This window comes from Pseudomonas turukhanskensis, assembly GCF_027922365.1.
In the GTDB taxonomy this organism is placed as follows: Bacteria; Pseudomonadota; Gammaproteobacteria; order Pseudomonadales; family Pseudomonadaceae; genus Aquipseudomonas; species Aquipseudomonas turukhanskensis.
This window is the reverse complement of record NZ_BSFN01000027.1, coordinates 1-16,534: the sequence shown is the minus strand read 5'-3', so window position 1 is coordinate 16,534 and position 16,534 is coordinate 1. Positions and strand designations below refer to the sequence as shown.

Below are 16,534 nucleotides of genomic sequence, written 5' to 3'. Positions count from 1 at the left end.
ATCAAACCTGAGCAATCCACTTACGGTGCGTGTGGATAGCCATTAAAAGCCCAAACCCTGACATCAGCGTCACCAGCGAAGTTCCGCCGTAGCTAATGAAAGGAAGCGGCACCCCAACCACCGGCAACAGGCCACTGACCATGCCGATATTGACGAAGACGTAAACAAAGAAGGTCATTGTCAGGCTGCCGGCAAGCAGCTTACCGAACAGCGTCTGCGCTTGGACAGTAATTACCAGGCCGCGCGCAATCAGCAACGCATACACCAGCAACAACAGACAGATGCCGACCAGACCGAACTCTTCGCCCAAAACCGCGATGATAAAGTCCGTATGGCTTTCCGGCAAAAAATCCAGGTGCGATTGGGTGCCCAATAACCAGCCTTTGCCGAAAACGCCGCCCGAACCAATGGCCGCTTTGGACTGAATAATGTTCCAGCCGGTACCCAGCGGATCACTCTCCGGATCGAGGAAAGTGAGTACCCGCTGCTTCTGATAGTCGTGCATCACAAAGAACCACATGGCGACCGCCACCGGCACTACAGCCGTGACTGCGCCTAGGATCCAGCGCCATTGCAGGCCCGCCATAAACAATACGAACGCGCCGGAGGCGAGCACCAGCAGCGCGGTGCCAAGGTCCGGTTGGCGCACCACCAGCACAAACGGAATGCCGATCAGCGCCAGGCTGATGGCGATGTGTTTGAGCCGTGGCGGCAAATTGTGTCGAGCCATGTACCAGGCGATGGTGGCCGGCATCAGGATCTTCATAAACTCGGCCGGCTGGAAACGGATGATGCCGGGAATGTTGATCCAGCGCGTGGCGCCCATGGCGTTATGGCCCATGACGTCCACCACGATCAGCAGCCCCACACCCGCCAGGTAACCGAGCGGCACCCAGCGCGCGAGAAAGCGCGGCTCGAACTGGGCGATGACGCACATGGCCACGGCACCCAGGCCGAAGGAGGTGGCTTGCTTGAGCAGCAGGTCGACATTCTTGCCGCTGGCCGAATACAGCACGAACAGGCTGCCGGCCGCGAGCACAGTCAGCAGCAGAAACAGCTGGCCATCGATATGCAGGCGCTGCAGCAGGCTGGCGCGCCGGCGCATCACGTCTTCGTCGGAGATTGAGCGGTCGAAGTTGTTACTCACGTGCAGGCGCCTCGGCCGTTACAGGGGGTGCGTACTGGGTTTTGAGCTGACCGTTTTCGCCCAGCAGCCAGGCATCCATCACCGCCTTGGCCACGGGCGCGGCGACGCTGGAACCGCCCTCACCGTTCTCGATCATCACCGCCACGGCAATCTTCGGCGCCTCGGCCGGGGCGAAGGCAATAAACAGGGCGTGGTCGCGATGGCGCTCATCAAGCTTGGAGCGGTCGTATTTCTCGCCCTGTTTGATCGCCACCACCTGCGCGGTACCGCTTTTGCCGGCGATGCGGTAGCTGGACGTGTCACCAACCTTGTGCGCCGTACCGCGCGGGTTGTGCATCACCTGCTGCATACCGGCGCTCACTTGCGCCCAGTCACCGGGGTTGCGCAGCACGATATCGGGCATGGGGTTGGGGTCTACCGGCGGAACGCCGTCCACGGTCTTGGCCAGGTGCGGGCGAATCCATTTGCCGTGGTTGGCCACCAGCGCCGACACCTGCGCCAATTGCAACGGCGTGGTCTGCATGTAGCCCTGGCCAATCCCGAGAATCAGCGTTTCGCCCGGGAACCAGGCTTGGCGATAGCGCGCCCGCTTCCACTCGCGCGACGGCATCAAGCCGGGGGACTCTTCGAACATATCCAGCGAGACTTTCTGCCCGATGCCAAAACGGCTCAGGTAATTGCCCAGGCGGTCGATGCCCAGTTTGTGGGCCAGGTCATAAAAGTAGGTGTCGTTGGAACGCATGATCGCGGCTTGCAGATCCACCGAGCCATCGCCGGAGCGGTTCCAGTTGCGGTATTTGTGCTCGTAGTTGGGCAACTGATAAAAGCCCGGGTCGTACACCCGCGTGCTCGGCGTCACTACACCGCTGTCCAGCCCGGCAATGGCCACCGCCGGTTTGATGGTCGAACCCGGCGGGTAGAGGCCGCGCAGCACGCGGTTGAACAGCGGACGGTCCGGCGAGTCGCGCAGTTCGGAATAGGCTTTGAAGCCGATACCGGTGACGAACAGGTTGGGGTCGAAGCTCGGCTGGCTGACCATCGCCAGCACTTCACCGGTATTGGGGTCCAGCGCCACGATGGAACCACGGCGCCCGCCCAGCGCCGCCTCTGCCGCTTCCTGCAGGCGAATGTCCATGCTCAGCACAATATCGGCGCCAGGCACCGGGTCGGTGCGCTTGAGCACCCGCAGCACGCGGCCTCGGGCGTTGGTTTCTACTTCCTCGTACCCCACCTGCCCGTGCAGCTGCGGTTCGTAGAAGCGCTCGATGCCGGTTTTGCCGATATGGTGAGTGCCGCTGTAATTGACCGGGTCGAGCACTTTCAACTCGGCCTCGTTGATGCGCCCCACATACCCCACCGAGTGAGCAAAGTGCTCGCCCTGCGGGTAATGCCGCACCAACTGCGCCACCACTTCCACGCCGGGCAGGCGGAACTGGTTTACTGCAATGCGGGCGATCTGCTCTTCACTGAGCTCGAACAGAATCGGCACCGGCTCGAAAGGCCGGCGGCCCTGGCGCATGCGCCGCTCGAACAGGGTGCGGTCTTCCTGGCTCAGCTCCAGCACTTCGACGATGACATCCAGCACCTGCTCCCAATCGCCGGCCCGCTCGCGGGTCATGCTCAGGCTGAAACTGGGCCGGTTGTCGGCTACCACCACGCCATTGCGGTCGAAGATCAGCCCACGGGTGGGCGGAATCGGCTGCACATGCACGCGGTTGTTTTCGGAAAGGGTCGAGTGGTACTCGTACTGAATCACCTGCAGAAAATACAGGCGTGCGATCAGCACGATAATCAGCAAACAGATGGCGACCGCCCCCACCACCACGCGATTGCGAACTTGGCGGGCGTCTTTCTCGTGGTCCTTGAGGCGGATCGGCTGCGGCATTACGAGGGCTTATTTGTGATAAGGGTGCCCGGACAACACGGTCCAGGCGCGATAAATCTGTTCACCAATCAGAATCCGCACCAGCGGGTGCGGCAAGGTCAGCGGCGACAGCGACCAGCGCTGCTCACTGCGTGCCTGCACCTCAGGCGCCAGCCCTTCCGGGCCGCCGACCATCAAATTGATGGTGCGCGCATCCAGGCGCCAGCGCTCCAGTTCCACCGCCAACTGCTCGGTGCTCCACGGTTTGCCGGTTACCTCAAGCGTGACGATCTTCTCCCCCGGTTGCACCTTGGCCAGCATGGCCTCGCCTTCCTGACGGATCAGGCGCGCCACATCGGCGTTCTTGCCGCGGGTGTTGAGGGGGATTTCCACCAGGTCCAGCGGCAGCTCGGCCGGCAGACGCTTGGCATATTCCTGCCAACCGTCCTCCACCCAGCGCGGCATGCGCGAACCGACAGCGATCAGACGTATACGCAAGGGAAGCCTTACTCGCCGTCGTTGCTGAACTGTTCCGGGCTGTTCTGGTTCTGCGCGCGGCTCTGCTCGGCGCCCTGCCACAGACGCTCGAGGTCGTAGAACTGGCGAGCGGTCGGCAACATCACGTGCACGACGATATCGCCCAGGTCCAGCAAGGCCCATTCGCCAGTGTCCAGGCCTTCGCTGCCCAGTGGGCGCACGCCCTTTTCCTTGACCTTTTCCAGCACGTTATCCACCAGGGATTTGACGTGGCGGTTGGAGGTGCCGCTGGCGATCACCATGAAATCGGTGATGCTGGTTTTGCCGCGCACATCGATGGTGGTGATGTCTTGGGCTTTGACGTCTTCGAGGGCAAAGACGGCCAGTTTGACCAGGTCTTCGCTCGGCATTACAGGCTTGCTCATAATTGACTCTTTCTCGTGTTCAGTTCTGCGCGCGGTACAGTCCGCGTGCATTGATGTAGGCCAGCACCGCATCGGGCACCAGAAAACGCACCGACTTTCCGCTGGCCAGCAGATTCCGGATCTGGGTAGCAGACACCGCGAGCGGCGTCTGCCAGACAAAAGCAATCTGGCCGCTCGGCCCTGCCAGGGCCTGCGGGTCGCTGACACTGCGGGCCGCCAGAACATCACGCAGCGCTTGCGGCGCTTCGCTGTCGGCATCCGGGCGTTGCAATACCAGGATGTGGCAATGGTCCAGCAGTGATTCCCAGCGATGCCAGGTTGGCAGGCCACAAAAGGCGTCCCACCCCAACACTAAAAACAGTTGATCCTCAACCGCCAGTTCAGCGCGCAACGACTCCAGGGTGTCGATGCTGTAGGACGGCCGGTCGCGTTTGAGTTCGCGGTCGTCCACCGTCAGCAAGGGCACCCCGGCAACGGCCTGCTCGACCATCGCCAAACGGTCCTGCGCCGACACCTGCGGCGCTTCCCGGTGCGGCGGGCGAGCGTTGGGAATCAAACGCAGCTCGTCCAGATCAAGCTGTTCGGCCACTTCCAGGGCGCTGCGCAAATGGCCGACATGCACCGGGTTGAAAGTCCCGCCCAGGATGCCGATGCGCTTGCCCACGGATGTCTGCTCGGTGCTCAAGTACGGATATGACCGTCGCCGAACACCACATACTTCTCACTGGTCAGCCCTTCCAGGCCAACCGGGCCACGGGCGTGCAGTTTGTCGGTGGAAATACCGATTTCCGCGCCCAGGCCATATTCGAAACCATCGGCAAAGCGCGTCGAGGCGTTGATCATCACCGAGGCCGAATCCACCTCGGTGATAAAGCGACGGCCACTGGTGAAGTTTTCAGTGACGATGGAGTCGGTGTGCTGCGAGCTGTATTTGGTGATGTGCTCGATGGCCTCGTCGAGGCTGTCGACGATTCGGATCGACAGAATCGGCGCAAGGTACTCGGTGCGCCAGTCTTCTTCGGTGGCTTGCAGCACATCGTTGCCCAGCAGCGCACGGGTGCGTTCGCAGCCGCGCAGCTCAACGCTCTTGTCGCGGTAAATGGCAGCCAGCGGCGGCAATACGCGCTCGGCAATACCGGCGTGCACCAGCAAGGTTTCCATGGTGTTGCACGGCGAGTAGCGCTGGGTTTTGGCGTTGTCGGCAATGCGGATGGCTTTGTCGATGTCGGCCGCCACGTCGATGTACACGTGGCAGATGCCGTCCAGGTGTTTGATCACCGGCACTTTGGCATCGCGACTGATGCGCTCAATCAGGCTTTTGCCACCCCGCGGCACAATCACATCCACGTACTCGGGCATGGTGATCAGCGCGCCGACGGCGGCGCGGTCGGTGGTTTCCACCACTTGCACGGCAGCCGCAGGCAAACCGGCCTCGGCCAAACCTTGCTGAATGCAGGCAGCGATGGCGCGGTTGGAATTAATTGCTTCCGAGCCGCCGCGCAGGATGGTGGCGTTGCCGGACTTGAGGCACAGGCTGGCGGCGTCGATGGTCACGTTAGGACGCGACTCGTAAATGATGCCGATCACACCCAGCGGCACGCGCATCTTGCCGACCTGAATGCCCGAGGGCAGGTAACGCATGTCGCGGATTTCACCGATTGGGTCCGGCAGGGTGGCCACCTGACGCAAGCCCTCGATCATTTCGTCGACGCGCGCGGGGGTCAGGGCCAGGCGGTCCAGCAGGGCCGGCTCCAGGCCATTGGCGCGGCCATTGGCGAGGTCTTGTTCATTGGCGGCAACCAGCTCGGCGCGCGCAGCGTCGAGGGCGGCGGCGGCCGCGTGCAGGGCACGGTTCTTCTGCGCGGTACTGGCGCGGGCCACCACACGGGAGGCTTCGCGGGCAGTGCGACCCAGGCGGGTCATATAGTCGAGCACGGACTCAGTCATGGTCTCGGTGGTCTGGCAGTGGGGAAAGCGGCTGATTATAGCGGCGCGACGGGCCCACGCCCAGCGGCGTCTGGCGGGTGGTAAACAGGGCGTTACAACTCCTGCCCCGGTAACACTCGCAAGCGCAGCGGCCGGGGCTTGCCGGGAGACGGTGACACTTGCCCGCTCAGGCCAGCCATTGCCCGCCCGAAGGTTAGGTAAACAAACAGGCCGCAGATGTCTACCTTGCAGGCATAGCCAACCGCCCACCCCAAGGACGGGCGCCCACAACAACAAGGAGAAGCGGCCATGCGCTATCACACCGACTACAGTTCGGCCCTGCTCGGCGACACCAGCCAACACCTGCAACTGGGCGAGTGGCACCTGCACTACCAGGCCTACTCCACCCGCGCCGAAGACGCGCGTCACCCCGTGCTATTTCTCGGCGGTGCGTTCCAATGCTTTCGCTCGTTCGCCAGCGAAGTCGAAGAACTGCTGGCCGATCACCCGGTAATCCTGCTCGACTTGCCGAGCCAGGGCAGCAACCTGCAACTGGCCCCCGAGCTGAACCTGCCCGCGCTGGCGGACCTGATCGCTGCGTTTGCCCAGGAGCTGAACCTGCCGCCGCTGATGCCCATCGGCCTCTCCTACGGCTCGGCGCTGGCCGCGCTGTTCGCGGCGCGCCACCCACAGCATTGTTCTCGCCTACTGCTGGCCGGTATCACCGCCTTTGGCCGGCGTGGCGCGCGGGTGTTGCTGGAAGAAAGCCTGGCGCTGCTCGCCGAAGGTCGCGCCGCCGAATTTGCCCACGGCGCAGTCACGGGGCTGCTCAACCCTACCCGCGCCCAGGAAACCGGCGTGGCTCCGATTTTTCGCAAGGCCCTGCTGCGCCAATTGCAGCGGCTGTCGCCCAGCGAAATCGAGCGCTACCGGCAAAACAGCCAGCGCCTGCTCGACTTCGAAGGCTTCCGCCAGCACCCCAGCTGCCCGACCCTGGTGCTGGCTGGCGAATACGACCACTTCACCCAGCCCTGGGAACACACCCTGTTCGCCAGTTCCTGTGCGGCGGCCGAATGCGCCCTTATCCACAACGCCGACCACCTGGCGAACTTCGAACAACGCACTGCCTGTGCCAGCCTGTACACCCCATTTCTACGCAGCGAACCGCTTCCATTGATCAGCCCCGGCAGTACGCACCTGCCACGCAGCCAGTGGTTGCAACTGGAAAAACGCCACGAGCCACGCCATGCACCGCTGCACAGTCGAGCGCGGTTGCAGCACGCCGAGGTTGGCGAACTGACCGTGGACGTTAGCGAGTTGGGCTTTTTTGGGGGCCTACTGCATGGCGACTTGCCGAGCCAGGTGCCGCAGCGTGGCTGGCAATTGCAGATGATGGATATGCCGGCGTTGGCGATTTTGCCGCTGCGCAATAGCAGCTCGGAGCTGGCGTGGGTGTTTGCGCATACCGATGCGGCCGGGAGCGCGGCGTTGGCGCAACGCTGTAGGGCGAATATCGCCGCAGGCGATATCCGCCGTGGCGATCGCCTCGAGACCGCAAGGCGAATATCCGCAGAGCGGATATTCGCCCTACATTCAGGTTGAGGCCTCAATCACCCGCACCAAGGTCGCCTGCGTAATTGGCGGTAAGCCCTGACTATGCAGCGCAGGGTCCAACACCTGTGTTCGCGCAAACCCACACCGCGCAAACGCCTCAACAATTTCGCCAGCATTACGGTAATGCAGCGGGTAATTGCCCCGCGTCAGCCGTCCGACGATATCCACACCCCAGCGCAACTGCCGGTAGCGGGGGTGCTCTTTGAGGTCCGGGTACAGATCGGTCAGGTACGTCGCCTGTGGAAACGCTTTCAACTGCGCCGCCAACACGGTCCAGAAACCTTCAATCACCGGCCGCTCAAAGTAGTTCACCAGCCCCTCGGTGATCACCAGCACCGGCTCGGTGCGGTCCAGCCCGGCGAACAGAGCCTCCAGACTCTGCTCGGCGAGAATATCCACCGACCGCACTTGATGGCGGCCGTTAAGCCAACCCTCGCTGTGCAGCAGCAGCCGCTTGCGCACCGCCATGCCCGGCAGGTCGGCCTCCAGGTAACGCAGCTCGGGATAGCGCTGGCAAAAGCGCCGGCCCCGAGGCGACAGCCCGCAGGCAATCTCCACCACCTGACGCACACCGCGCTCTTCGATGGCTGCCGTCAGCCGCGCATCCAGCAGCAGATGGCGTTGCAACAGCAGGTGTTCGATATCCAGCCCGAAGCCCACGCGCGCGCCCCAGGCAATGGGCGTGAGCAGGCCATGCACCCAACGCCCAAAGGGGGTAGCAAAGGCGGCATCACTGAGGTGGTGGCGGTACCAGACGTACCCGGTGTAATGGGCGCTGGGGCTGATATGGGCACTGTCGGCACGGCTGCGGTCGGACATGGCCAAAGCTCTTATTGTTATGATCGCCCGAGCCTAAGCCCTGCCCCGTTGCGATAACAGCCCATGCCGAGTGAACCCACCCTTAGTTTGTCTGACTGGCCTGAAGGTCGTGCACTGCCGGACAGTTTCTTCGACCGCGACGCCCAAGTGCTGGCCCAGGCACTGCTGGGCAAAGTCATCCGCCACAAGGTCGACGGCCTGTGGCTGGCCGCACGCATCATCGAAACCGAGGCCTATTACTTCGCCGAAAAAGGCAGCCATGCCTCCCTGGGCTACACCGAGAAACGCCGGGCGCTGTTTCTCGATGGCGGGCACATTTATATGTACTACGCCCGTGGCGGCGACTCGCTGAACTTCAGCGCCCACGGGCCGGGCAATGCGGTGCTGATCAAATCGGCGTTCCCGTACACCGACGCCCACAGCGGCCCGCAAAGCCTCGCGCAACTGCGCACCAACAACCCCGATAGCCTCGGCCAACCCCGCCCCCTGGAAAAACTCTGTAACGGTCAGACCCTGCTCTGCCGCGCCCTCGGCCTTAAAGTGCCGGCCTGGGATGCCCAGCGCTTCGACCCCGAGCGGCTGTTTGTCGAGGACGTTGGCTACACCCCCGAGCAGGTAATTCAAACCACCCGTTTAGGTATTCCACCGGGCCGGGATGAACATTTGCTCTACCGCTTTGTCGATGCTGCTTACGCCCGCCACTGCACGCGCAATCCGCTGCGACGCGGGCAACTGGAAAATCAGGACTTCTACCTTATGCGTCTGCAACAGGACCTTGCCCCATGACCGAGTGGCTCAACCAACTTACCGGCTGGCTCAGCGCCAACCCCCAATGGCTGGGCATCGCCATTTTTGTCGTGGCCTGCGTCGAATGCCTGGCCATTGCCGGCATCATCGTGCCGGGCACCGTGCTGCTGTTCGCCATCGCCGTATTGGCCGGCAGCGGTGCGCTGACCCTCGGTGAAACTCTACTGCTGGGCTACACCGGCGGCCTGCTCGGCGATGCACTTTCTTACGGCCTTGGCCGGCGCTTTCACCAGAACATCCGCCGCCTTCCGGGCCTGCGCAGCCACCCGGAGTGGTTGGCCGGTGCGGAAAACTATTTTCAGCGCTACGGCGTCATCAGCCTACTGGTGGGTCGCTACATCGGCCCGCTGCGGCCCATGCTGCCGATGGTGGCGGGCATGCTCGACATGCCGCTGCCGCGCTTTATCATCGTCAGCGTGATTGCCGCAGCCGGCTGGTCGGTGGCGTATCTGCTGCCCGGCTGGGCCACCGGCGCGGCCATGCGCCTGCCGTTGCCAGAAGGCTTCTGGGGCCAGGCCGCCGTGGTGGCCGCAGGCCTGGCGGTACTCATTGGCGTGAGCCTGCAAGCCAGCTGGCGCCAGCAACGCTGGGCCACGGCGATCATGGCCGGGCTTGGCGCGGTGCTGCTGATTGCCTTGCTGATCGGCTACCCACTATTGGCGCAGCTGGACCAGGGCCTGATGGCGCTGGTGCAAGAACAGCGGCAACCGGCCATGGACGGTGTCGTCACCATCATCACGCGCCTGGGCGACTTCCGTACCCAGGTCACGGTCGGCGTCATGCTGTGCCTGATGCTGCTGGTAGCGCGCCAATACCGCGCCTTTTTCTTTGCCACCGGCACGCTGCTGGGCTGCGCTATCGCCAATCATTTTCTCAAGCTGCTGTTTGGTCGTGCCCGGCCGGAAATCCTGCTGGAACCGCTGCACAGCTTCAGCATGCCCAGCGGCCATAGCTCGGCGGCGTTCGCGTTTTTCCTGACGTTGGCAGTACTGGCGGCACGTGGGCAGCCGGTGCGGATGAGGCTGACCTGGCTGTTGCTGGCGGTGATTCCGGCGTTGTCGATTGCCTTGTCGCGGGTGTACCTGGGCGTGCATTGGCCGACCGATATCATTGCCGGCGCACTGCTGGCGGCCACGGCGTGCGCGATCAGCCTGACAGTTTCGCAATGGCGCGAGCCGTTGCCGGCAATGTCGCCGAGGGTGTGGTGGTTGATTGTGCCGGCGTGTGTGGCGGTGTTGGGGTTTTATGCGAGTTGGGCGTTGCCGCAGGCGTTGGAGCGGTATCGGTATTGAGGTTTTTTGGCTGGTCCGCGCACCTTTTTCGGTTTCCTGGCGGGCGGTGATTTTCTTCTTTACCGCGTGTGCTGGGCGTTTTGTTTCGCGCCTTACGCGCGAGTTTCTTTTATCAGTCGCCATAAAAGAAACCAAAAGGGCTTGCCCCTACCTGGGCCCTACGCTGCGCTTCGGGTTCCCTCGCTGCGTCGTCGCTCCAGGGGCCGGGCTGAAGGGCCATCCATGGCCCTCATCCCTCTGCGCGGCTCCCGGCCGCTACGACCCCTTACGCAACGACTCCACTCGGCCTGGCGCTAAAGGGGCGGGTAGATCACAAGCGGTAGATCAAAAGCCAGATCAACAGCCCCGCACGCGCGGGCGAGGGGTGACGTTTGGTCTCGATCCCGTAGGAGCCAGCTTGCTGGCGAATCCTGCAAACGCAGGCCGCGAATCACCTTTCCCAGGGTTCGCCAGCAATCGGATGGCCGCCCCCTGGCTTCTGCGAAAAGCGGCCCCCTCTCCCGCGTGCGGGAGAGGGTTGGGGTGAGGGGCTTTTGATTTGATCTACCCGCCCCTTTAGCGAGGGGGAGTTTTCATGCAGTGAAAAACCTGACTGGAAAAAGAAACTTGCACGTAAGGCGCGAAACAAAATCTCCCCGCACACGCGGTGAAAAGAACGACAGAACCCGTTAAGCAGTCATCTCACCCTGCAAGTCATCAAGCATCGCCTGAATCAGATCCAACCGCTCCAACGGATCATCCACCGCCAACAGCTTCAGCTTCTGCTCAGTATCAAACGGCAACAGATAAGCCAGCTGATAGCCCAGGCTCTGCTGGCTGACCGCCTCATCCCCCATGCCCAGCTCGGACACCATCGGGTGCTGCGCCAGCGCCTGCAACAGCGCCGCCAAATCGGCATGCTCCGGCAGCAGCGGTAAATCCGCCGGCTCATCGCACCAGGCAATCTCGGCCGTGGTCAGTTGGTCGCGCTGCACCTCCGAGCGCTGCACCTGAAACCGCCGGGTGCCTTCCACGCGAATGCCGAGCAATCCATTGGCTTGCTGTTTCCAATCGCGAATCACCGCCTCACAACCGATTGGGGCAAAGTCGCCCGCCGCCTCACCGACTTCCGCGCCGTCGAGAATGCACACCACGCCAAAGCCTTCGTCGCGCTTCATGCAGGCGCTGATCATGTCCAGATAGCGGGCCTCGAAAATCTGCAGGTCGAGCACGCTGCCGGGAAACAACACCACATTGAGGGGAAACAACGGCACCATCTTTTTTTGCTCCTGGGTCAGCTACCAAGCTGTGACAACGCTCAAGCGTGGATGATCAGCTGAAAAGTGCCACCACCAGCGGCAACGCAACGGCGGTGCCCACGCCCATCAGGCTCATGGCCAACGCGGCAAAGGCGCCGCATTCCTCACCTTCCTGCAACGCCCTTGAGGTGCCGACCGCATGGGCGGTCATGCCCATTGCCAGTCCTTGCGCTGCCGGGTGACGTACGCCAATGCGTCGTAGCAACTCGGGGCCAAGGATGGCGCCGATCACCCCGGTGATCAGCACGAACACCGCCGCCAACGCGGCAATGCCGCCAATCTGATCGGCAACCAGCATGGCAATCGGCGAGGTCACCGATTTGGGCGCCATGCTCATCAGCATCATATGGTCGGCACCGAACCACCAGGCCAGCAGCACGCCCATGCCGGTTGCCACCACCCCGCCGACCAGCAGCGTCAGCAAGGTCGGCCAGAACAGTTGGCGAATGCGTTTGAGGTTGAGAAACAGCGGCACCGCCAAGGCCACGGTGGCAGGGCCCAGGAAGATGGTCAGGGCTTGGGCGCTCACCTTGTATTCCTCATAGCTGAGGCCGCAAGCCACCAGCACACCGATTACCGCCAGCATCGATACCAGCACCGGTTGCAGGAAAAACCAGCGGGTTTTCTCGTAGGCGGCCAGGGCCAACTGATAGGCACCGAGGGTGACGCCCACACCAAACAGCGGATGGTGGATCAGCGCCTGCCAGGCGCCGGCAACATCAAACATCGGCCTCACCCCGCTTGCGCTGTTGGCGGTCGATCAGCTTCTGCATGAGCCAGCCGGCGAACAGCATCGAGAGCAGCACCGACAACACCAGAGAGCCGCCCACCGCCCAGAAATCTGCAGCAATGGCCTTGGCATACACCATCACGCCGACGGCGGCCGGCACCAGCAGCAGGGGCAGGTAACGCAGCAGGCTGCTGGAAGCCACAGAGATCGACTCAGCCACTTCGCCCTGCCAGATCAGGTAAACCAGGAGCAGTACCAGGCCAATGATCGGCCCCGGCAGCATATGCAGGAACAGCACGTTCAACACCGTGCCAAGCAGTTGGAAAACCACCAACCAGGTCAGGCCACGTAACAGCATGGAGTTCTCCAATCCGGACCGGGCGCGCGATAGGCACCCAGGCAAAAACAGCGGTGGCCATTATAAGCATGCTAAGCAAAACGCCCCAACCAGACCGGTGCGCTCGCTGTATGCCGTGTTATTCGCGCTAGCGATGCAGGGTTGACCGACCAAACCGTGCGTGATGATCTAGCGTCAATGGACGTTTCAACAAAAACAAAACCCGTCTCCTCAAGGAGGACATATGCCATTGGTACCCGTCGCTGACCTGAAATCCTACATCGGCAAAGAACTTGGCCACTCCGAGTGGCTGACCATCGACCAGAACCGCATCAACCAGTTCGCCGAATGCACCGGCGACCACCAGTTCATCCACGTCGACCCGGAAAAAGCCGCCAAGACGCCATTCGGCACCACCATCGCCCACGGCTTTCTGTCGCTGTCGCTGATTCCAGTGCTGATGGAACAGATCGCGCTGGCGCCCGAAGGCCTGAAAATGGCGGTGAACTACGGCCTCGACAGCCTGCGTTTTATTCAGCCGGTGAAGGTCAACTCCCGCGTTCGCGTATCCGCCAGCGTGATGGATGTCACCGAGAAAAACCCGGGGCAGTGGCTGCTCAAGGCCAAGGTCACCCTGGAAATCGAAGGCCAGGCCAAGCCGGCGTATATCGCTGAATCGCTGAGCCTGTACTTCGTCTGATCAGTTGCTTGGGTATACAAAGGGCGCTTCGGCGCCCTTTGTATTTTCGCGAGCAAGCTCGCAGCTACGGGTTGCACGCTTTTGTAGGAGCGAGCTTGCTCGCGAAGCCTTTGGCGTAAAGGCATACTCCGCCCAAAGCCACATTCAACATGGACGTTCCCATGCGCCGCCTCTCTCTCCTCGCCCTGGCCCTTCTGCTCGCCGCCTGCGGCAAGGGCGAACCCATCACCCCGCCCAACGCCGTGCTTCCAGACGGTGGCCGCTTCCGCGGCGAGGTGGTCGACGGTCTGCTGCAAGGCAAAGGTCGCATCGATTACCCCAATGGCAGTTGGTACGAGGGCTCGTTCAAAGATGGGCAGATGGAAGGCCAGGGCGAGTTGCACCACGCCGACGGCACACACTACGTCGGCAGCTTTGCCGCCGGCGACTTCGGCGGCCAGGGCACACTGACCTACAGCGAAGGCAGCCGCTATGAGGGCGGCTTCAAGGCGGGGCTCAAAGACGGCGTCGGCAAGCTGCAGATCAAAGGCGGTGATACCTACCAGGGCGAATTCAAGGCCGACCTCTACCACGGCATCGGCAAATTGCAGCGCGCCGATGGCAGCAGTTTTGAAGGCAGTTTCAGCAAGGGCGAGCCACAGGGCTTTGGTACCACCACCGACGAGAATGGCAACCAGCTCAGCGGCACATTCAAAAAGGGCAAACTGGACGGCGAAGGCACCTATAAAAGCAACGATGGCGACAGTTACGTCGGCACCTACAAAAACTCCAACTTCGACGGCAAAGGCCGTTACCAGACGGCAGATGGCGACACCTGGCTGGGCCAGTTCAGTAAAGGCAGCCTCACCGGCAAAGGGCAGCTCGACCGTGCCGACGGCAGCCACTACGAAGGCGACTTCCGCTACTGGCGCTACCACGGCGAAGGGCTGCTGAAGCTCGCCGACGGCAGCCACTACCAAGGTCACTTTGCCCACGGCGAATACGACGGCATCGGTACGCTGACCGCCGCCGACGGCAGTGTAAAAACCGGCACGTGGAAAAAGGGCGCGCTAGTGCGTGACGCCCAGGGCAACGCCCTGCCCGACCCTCTGGAAGTTGGCCTGCTGGAACAAGGCAAACTGCTCGACCAGGCTCTGGCCGCCGTTCCCGCCTCCACGCCGGCGGTGGAGCTCTACACCCTGACCCTGGCCGGCGACGGTGAACAAAGCGTATTCCTGCGCGAGGCCGATTACGTCACCACCCTGCTGCGCGAACGCTTCGGCGCCCACGGCCAGATCACCCTGGTGAACCACCGCGACCATATGCTCGATCGCCCGCTGGCCACCCGCGAAAACCTGCGCCGCGCGGCGAAGGTGCTGGCCGAACGCGCTGGCCCCGAAGACATGGTGTTCGTCTACCTCACCAGCCACGGCTCGCGCGACCATCAATTAAGCCTGGTGCAGCCGGGCCTCGAGCTTGCCAATATGCCAGCCAGCGAATTGGCGGAACTGCTTTTGCCACTAAAGAGTCACTACAAAGTGGTAGTGGTATCGGCGTGCTTCTCCGGCGGGTTTATCCCGCAGCTCAAGGATGACAAGACGTTGGTGATGACCGCGGCCCGTAGCGACCGCACCTCGTTCGGCTGCTCCGATGAGGCGGACTTCACCTACTTCGGTCGCGCCCTGTTCGCTGAAGCATTGAGCACCACGGACGATCTCGAACGCGCCTTCGAGCAAGCCAAGGCCAGCGTGGCCAAACGCGAGCAGGAAGATGACTTCGAGCCATCCGAACCGCAGATATGGGCGCCCAAGGGCGTGCTCACGCAGTGGCGCACGTTTCGTGAGAGCCAGGCCAAGCGGGCGTTGACGGCAAGTGCTGGCAACAAAGCAGCCAGCAGCAACTAAACTCAGGTTGTTGTGACTCCAGGAGGGACTACAGCCATGTATTTGACCCCGCAAAATATCCTGCTGACCGGCGCCACCGGCCTGACCGGTGAACACCTGCTCGACCGCTTGCTCAGCGAACCGACGGTGCAGCGTGTGCTGGCACCCACGCGCCGGGCCCTGGCCGAACACACCCACCTGGATAACCCGCAAGGCGACTTGCTGACGCTGCTGCCCATGCTGGGCGGCAAACAGGACATCGCCTTCTGCTGCCTGGGCACCACCATCAAGCAGGCCGGCTCCCAGGAAGCCTTTCGCGCCGTGGACTACGACATGGTGCTGGCCGTCAGCCAACGCGCGCGGGACTTGGGTGCGCGGCATTTCCTGCTGATCAGCGCCATGGGCGCCAACCCCAAATCCTCGGTGTTCTACAACCGGGTCAAGGGTGAAGTGGAACAGGCATTGATCGCGCAGAACTGGCCGCAACTCACCATCGCCCGCCCATCGTTGCTGATTGGCGACCGCCTAGAACCGCGCTTCGGCGAACGCCTGCTGGCGCCGATCATGCGCTGGGTGCCGGGCAAGTACCGCGGCATTCCCGCCTGCACCCTGGCGCGCGCACTGTGGCGCCTGGCGCTGGAGGAAGGTGAAGGCGTGCGTATTGTCGAGTCGGACGAACTGCGGCGTCTGGGCCGCTAACCGTTGTCTATCAATAAACAAGCGGCCACTATGGCCGCTTGTTTCGTTATTACCCGAGAGAATCCATGACCCTGCTGACCGTCCTGCAAACCGCCGACATGCTGGAAATCAACGGCTTGTATGCCTGGCAATTCGAACTGCACAGCGACCCGGCCCATGTGGGCCCGGCGCTGCGTATCGAATGCATGGACGGCCGCGAATTGCGCAAATGGCAGTTCAGCCTGGAACAGATTGCAGCGGCCCAGCACAACGTCGCGACCGACAGCTGGGCCATCAGCGACGACAAAGGCAGCCATGAGTTGAAAGCGCTGGCCGGGATCAATGCCGATAACGCGGACGCCGATGACGACACCCCGGAAGATGACAACGCCCTATAAACCTATTCAGTAGGGTGTGCTCCGCGCACCGTTGCGATATCAGCCGGATCGCTCGGTGCGCAGAGCACACCCTTGTATCTCGACTCCTCCTCGAAAGAGGAGATAGTCTCCGACTGATCATCGGGGGAGGGTTTGAAAGCCGGGCACACCCTTAGGCCAT

Annotated in this window: 17 protein-coding genes; 7 read left to right on the top strand and 10 right to left on the bottom strand. The window is 62.5% G+C overall.

All coding sequences use genetic code 11. From position 1 onward, the window contains the following. Position 1: 1 nt before the first annotated feature. Genes rodA through PKE98_RS24655 form a run of 6 tightly spaced genes read right to left on the bottom strand, consistent with a single transcriptional unit; the run spans position 2 to position 5,860 of the window. The gene (gene rodA / locus PKE98_RS24680) at positions 2-1,105 is read right to left on the bottom strand and encodes a rod shape-determining protein RodA (protein WP_271198123.1); all 1,104 of its coding nucleotides are present in this window, start codon (positions 1,103-1,105) and stop codon (positions 2-4) included. Positions 1,106-1,139: 34 nt separating this feature from the next. Beyond that, complete coding sequence (mrdA, locus tag PKE98_RS24675; RefSeq protein ID WP_271198096.1) at positions 1,140-3,032, bottom strand: penicillin-binding protein 2; 1,893 nt, start codon at positions 3,030-3,032, stop codon at positions 1,140-1,142. A 9-nt stretch (positions 3,033-3,041) separates the two neighbouring features. Further along, entirely contained in the window at positions 3,042-3,509 is a 468-nt protein-coding gene (rlmH, locus tag PKE98_RS24670; protein WP_122450698.1) for a 23S rRNA (pseudouridine(1915)-N(3))-methyltransferase RlmH, read from the bottom strand. Positions 3,510-3,517: 8 nt separating this feature from the next. Then, positions 3,518-3,898, bottom strand: a complete 381-nt coding sequence (gene rsfS / locus PKE98_RS24665) for a ribosome silencing factor (RefSeq protein WP_271198122.1) — start codon at positions 3,896-3,898, stop codon at positions 3,518-3,520. A gap of 34 nt (positions 3,899-3,932) precedes the next feature. After that, positions 3,933-4,577, bottom strand: coding sequence for a nicotinate-nucleotide adenylyltransferase (nadD, locus tag PKE98_RS24660; RefSeq protein ID WP_271198095.1), 645 nt, complete (start codon positions 4,575-4,577; stop codon positions 3,933-3,935). 17 nt (positions 4,578-4,594) lie between these two features. Then, on the bottom strand, positions 4,595-5,860 hold the full coding sequence (locus PKE98_RS24655; protein WP_271198093.1) for a glutamate-5-semialdehyde dehydrogenase: 1,266 nt from the start codon (positions 5,858-5,860) through the stop codon (positions 4,595-4,597). Positions 5,861-6,148: 288 nt separating this feature from the next. Between PKE98_RS24655 and PKE98_RS24650 the strand changes: the two genes are divergently transcribed. Next, the gene (locus PKE98_RS24650) at positions 6,149-7,441 is read left to right on the top strand and encodes an alpha/beta fold hydrolase (RefSeq protein ID WP_271198092.1); all 1,293 of its coding nucleotides are present in this window, start codon (positions 6,149-6,151) and stop codon (positions 7,439-7,441) included. Here PKE98_RS24650 and PKE98_RS24645 read toward each other — a convergent pair. After that, positions 7,433-8,272: a class I SAM-dependent methyltransferase gene (locus tag PKE98_RS24645; RefSeq protein ID WP_271198091.1), complete on the bottom strand. Its 840-nt coding sequence runs from the start codon at positions 8,270-8,272 to the stop codon at positions 7,433-7,435. The genes PKE98_RS24650 and PKE98_RS24645 overlap by 9 nt on opposite strands. A gap of 63 nt (positions 8,273-8,335) precedes the next feature. Here PKE98_RS24645 and PKE98_RS24640 point away from each other — a divergent pair, with 63 nt between their 5' ends. Then, positions 8,336-9,058, top strand: coding sequence for a DNA-3-methyladenine glycosylase (locus PKE98_RS24640; protein ID WP_271198090.1), 723 nt, complete (start codon positions 8,336-8,338; stop codon positions 9,056-9,058). Further along, a complete protein-coding gene (locus PKE98_RS24635; protein WP_271198089.1) occupies positions 9,055-10,371 on the top strand; it encodes a bifunctional DedA family/phosphatase PAP2 family protein in 1,317 nt (438 codons plus the stop codon). Before PKE98_RS24640 ends, PKE98_RS24635 begins: the two co-directional genes overlap by 4 nt. Positions 10,372-11,039: 668 nt before the next feature. On the opposite strand, the gene PKE98_RS24630 is transcribed toward PKE98_RS24635, so the two are convergent. The 3 genes from PKE98_RS24630 to PKE98_RS24620 are packed head-to-tail and all read right to left on the bottom strand — an operon-like array spanning position 11,040 to position 12,757. Next, on the bottom strand, positions 11,040-11,627 hold the full coding sequence (locus PKE98_RS24630) for an LON peptidase substrate-binding domain-containing protein (protein WP_271198088.1): 588 nt from the start codon (positions 11,625-11,627) through the stop codon (positions 11,040-11,042). A 55-nt stretch (positions 11,628-11,682) separates the two neighbouring features. Further along, entirely contained in the window at positions 11,683-12,396 is a 714-nt protein-coding gene (locus PKE98_RS24625) for an LrgB family protein (protein WP_271198086.1), read from the bottom strand. Beyond that, positions 12,389-12,757 carry a CidA/LrgA family protein gene (locus tag PKE98_RS24620; RefSeq protein ID WP_271198085.1) on the bottom strand — a complete coding sequence of 123 codons (369 nt, stop codon included), beginning with the start codon at positions 12,755-12,757 and terminating at the stop codon, positions 12,389-12,391. Before PKE98_RS24620 ends, PKE98_RS24625 begins: the two co-directional genes overlap by 8 nt. 223 nt (positions 12,758-12,980) lie before the next feature. On the opposite strand from PKE98_RS24620, the gene PKE98_RS24615 reads away from it, so the two are divergent. From PKE98_RS24615 to PKE98_RS24600, 4 genes are all read left to right on the top strand, one after another. Beyond that, a complete protein-coding gene (locus PKE98_RS24615) occupies positions 12,981-13,436 on the top strand; it encodes a MaoC family dehydratase (protein WP_271198084.1) in 456 nt (151 codons plus the stop codon). A 161-nt stretch (positions 13,437-13,597) separates the two neighbouring features. Next, the gene (locus PKE98_RS24610) at positions 13,598-15,319 is read left to right on the top strand and encodes a C13 family peptidase (protein ID WP_271198083.1); all 1,722 of its coding nucleotides are present in this window, start codon (positions 13,598-13,600) and stop codon (positions 15,317-15,319) included. Positions 15,320-15,355: 36 nt separating this feature from the next. Continuing rightward, on the top strand, positions 15,356-15,997 hold the full coding sequence (locus tag PKE98_RS24605; RefSeq protein ID WP_271198081.1) for an oxidoreductase: 642 nt from the start codon (positions 15,356-15,358) through the stop codon (positions 15,995-15,997). 65 nt (positions 15,998-16,062) lie between these two features. Next, a complete protein-coding gene (locus PKE98_RS24600) occupies positions 16,063-16,374 on the top strand; it encodes a DUF5629 family protein (RefSeq protein WP_271198080.1) in 312 nt (103 codons plus the stop codon). Positions 16,375-16,534 lie beyond the last annotated feature (160 nt).

Coding starts and splice junctions, on each gene's coding strand:
- rodA (WP_271198123.1), bottom strand. CDS start 1,105: ATGCGCCGGCGCGCCAGCCTGCTGCAGCGCCTGCATATCGATGGCCAG.
- mrdA (WP_271198096.1), bottom strand. CDS start 3,032: ATGCCGCAGCCGATCCGCCTCAAGGACCACGAGAAAGACGCCCGCCAA.
- rsfS (WP_271198122.1), bottom strand. CDS start 3,898: ATGCCGAGCGAAGACCTGGTCAAACTGGCCGTCTTTGCCCTCGAAGAC.
- PKE98_RS24655 (WP_271198093.1), bottom strand. CDS start 5,860: ATGACTGAGTCCGTGCTCGACTATATGACCCGCCTGGGTCGCACTGCC.
- PKE98_RS24650 (WP_271198092.1), top strand. CDS start 6,149: ATGCGCTATCACACCGACTACAGTTCGGCCCTGCTCGGCGACACCAGC.
- PKE98_RS24645 (WP_271198091.1), bottom strand. CDS start 8,272: ATGTCCGACCGCAGCCGTGCCGACAGTGCCCATATCAGCCCCAGCGCC.
- PKE98_RS24640 (WP_271198090.1), top strand. CDS start 8,336: ATGCCGAGTGAACCCACCCTTAGTTTGTCTGACTGGCCTGAAGGTCGT.
- PKE98_RS24635 (WP_271198089.1), top strand. CDS start 9,055: ATGACCGAGTGGCTCAACCAACTTACCGGCTGGCTCAGCGCCAACCCC.
- PKE98_RS24630 (WP_271198088.1), bottom strand. CDS start 11,627: ATGGTGCCGTTGTTTCCCCTCAATGTGGTGTTGTTTCCCGGCAGCGTG.
- PKE98_RS24625 (WP_271198086.1), bottom strand. CDS start 12,396: ATGTTTGATGTTGCCGGCGCCTGGCAGGCGCTGATCCACCATCCGCTG.
- PKE98_RS24620 (WP_271198085.1), bottom strand. CDS start 12,757: ATGCTGTTACGTGGCCTGACCTGGTTGGTGGTTTTCCAACTGCTTGGC.
- PKE98_RS24615 (WP_271198084.1), top strand. CDS start 12,981: ATGCCATTGGTACCCGTCGCTGACCTGAAATCCTACATCGGCAAAGAA.
- PKE98_RS24610 (WP_271198083.1), top strand. CDS start 13,598: ATGCGCCGCCTCTCTCTCCTCGCCCTGGCCCTTCTGCTCGCCGCCTGC.
- PKE98_RS24605 (WP_271198081.1), top strand. CDS start 15,356: ATGTATTTGACCCCGCAAAATATCCTGCTGACCGGCGCCACCGGCCTG.
- PKE98_RS24600 (WP_271198080.1), top strand. CDS start 16,063: ATGACCCTGCTGACCGTCCTGCAAACCGCCGACATGCTGGAAATCAAC.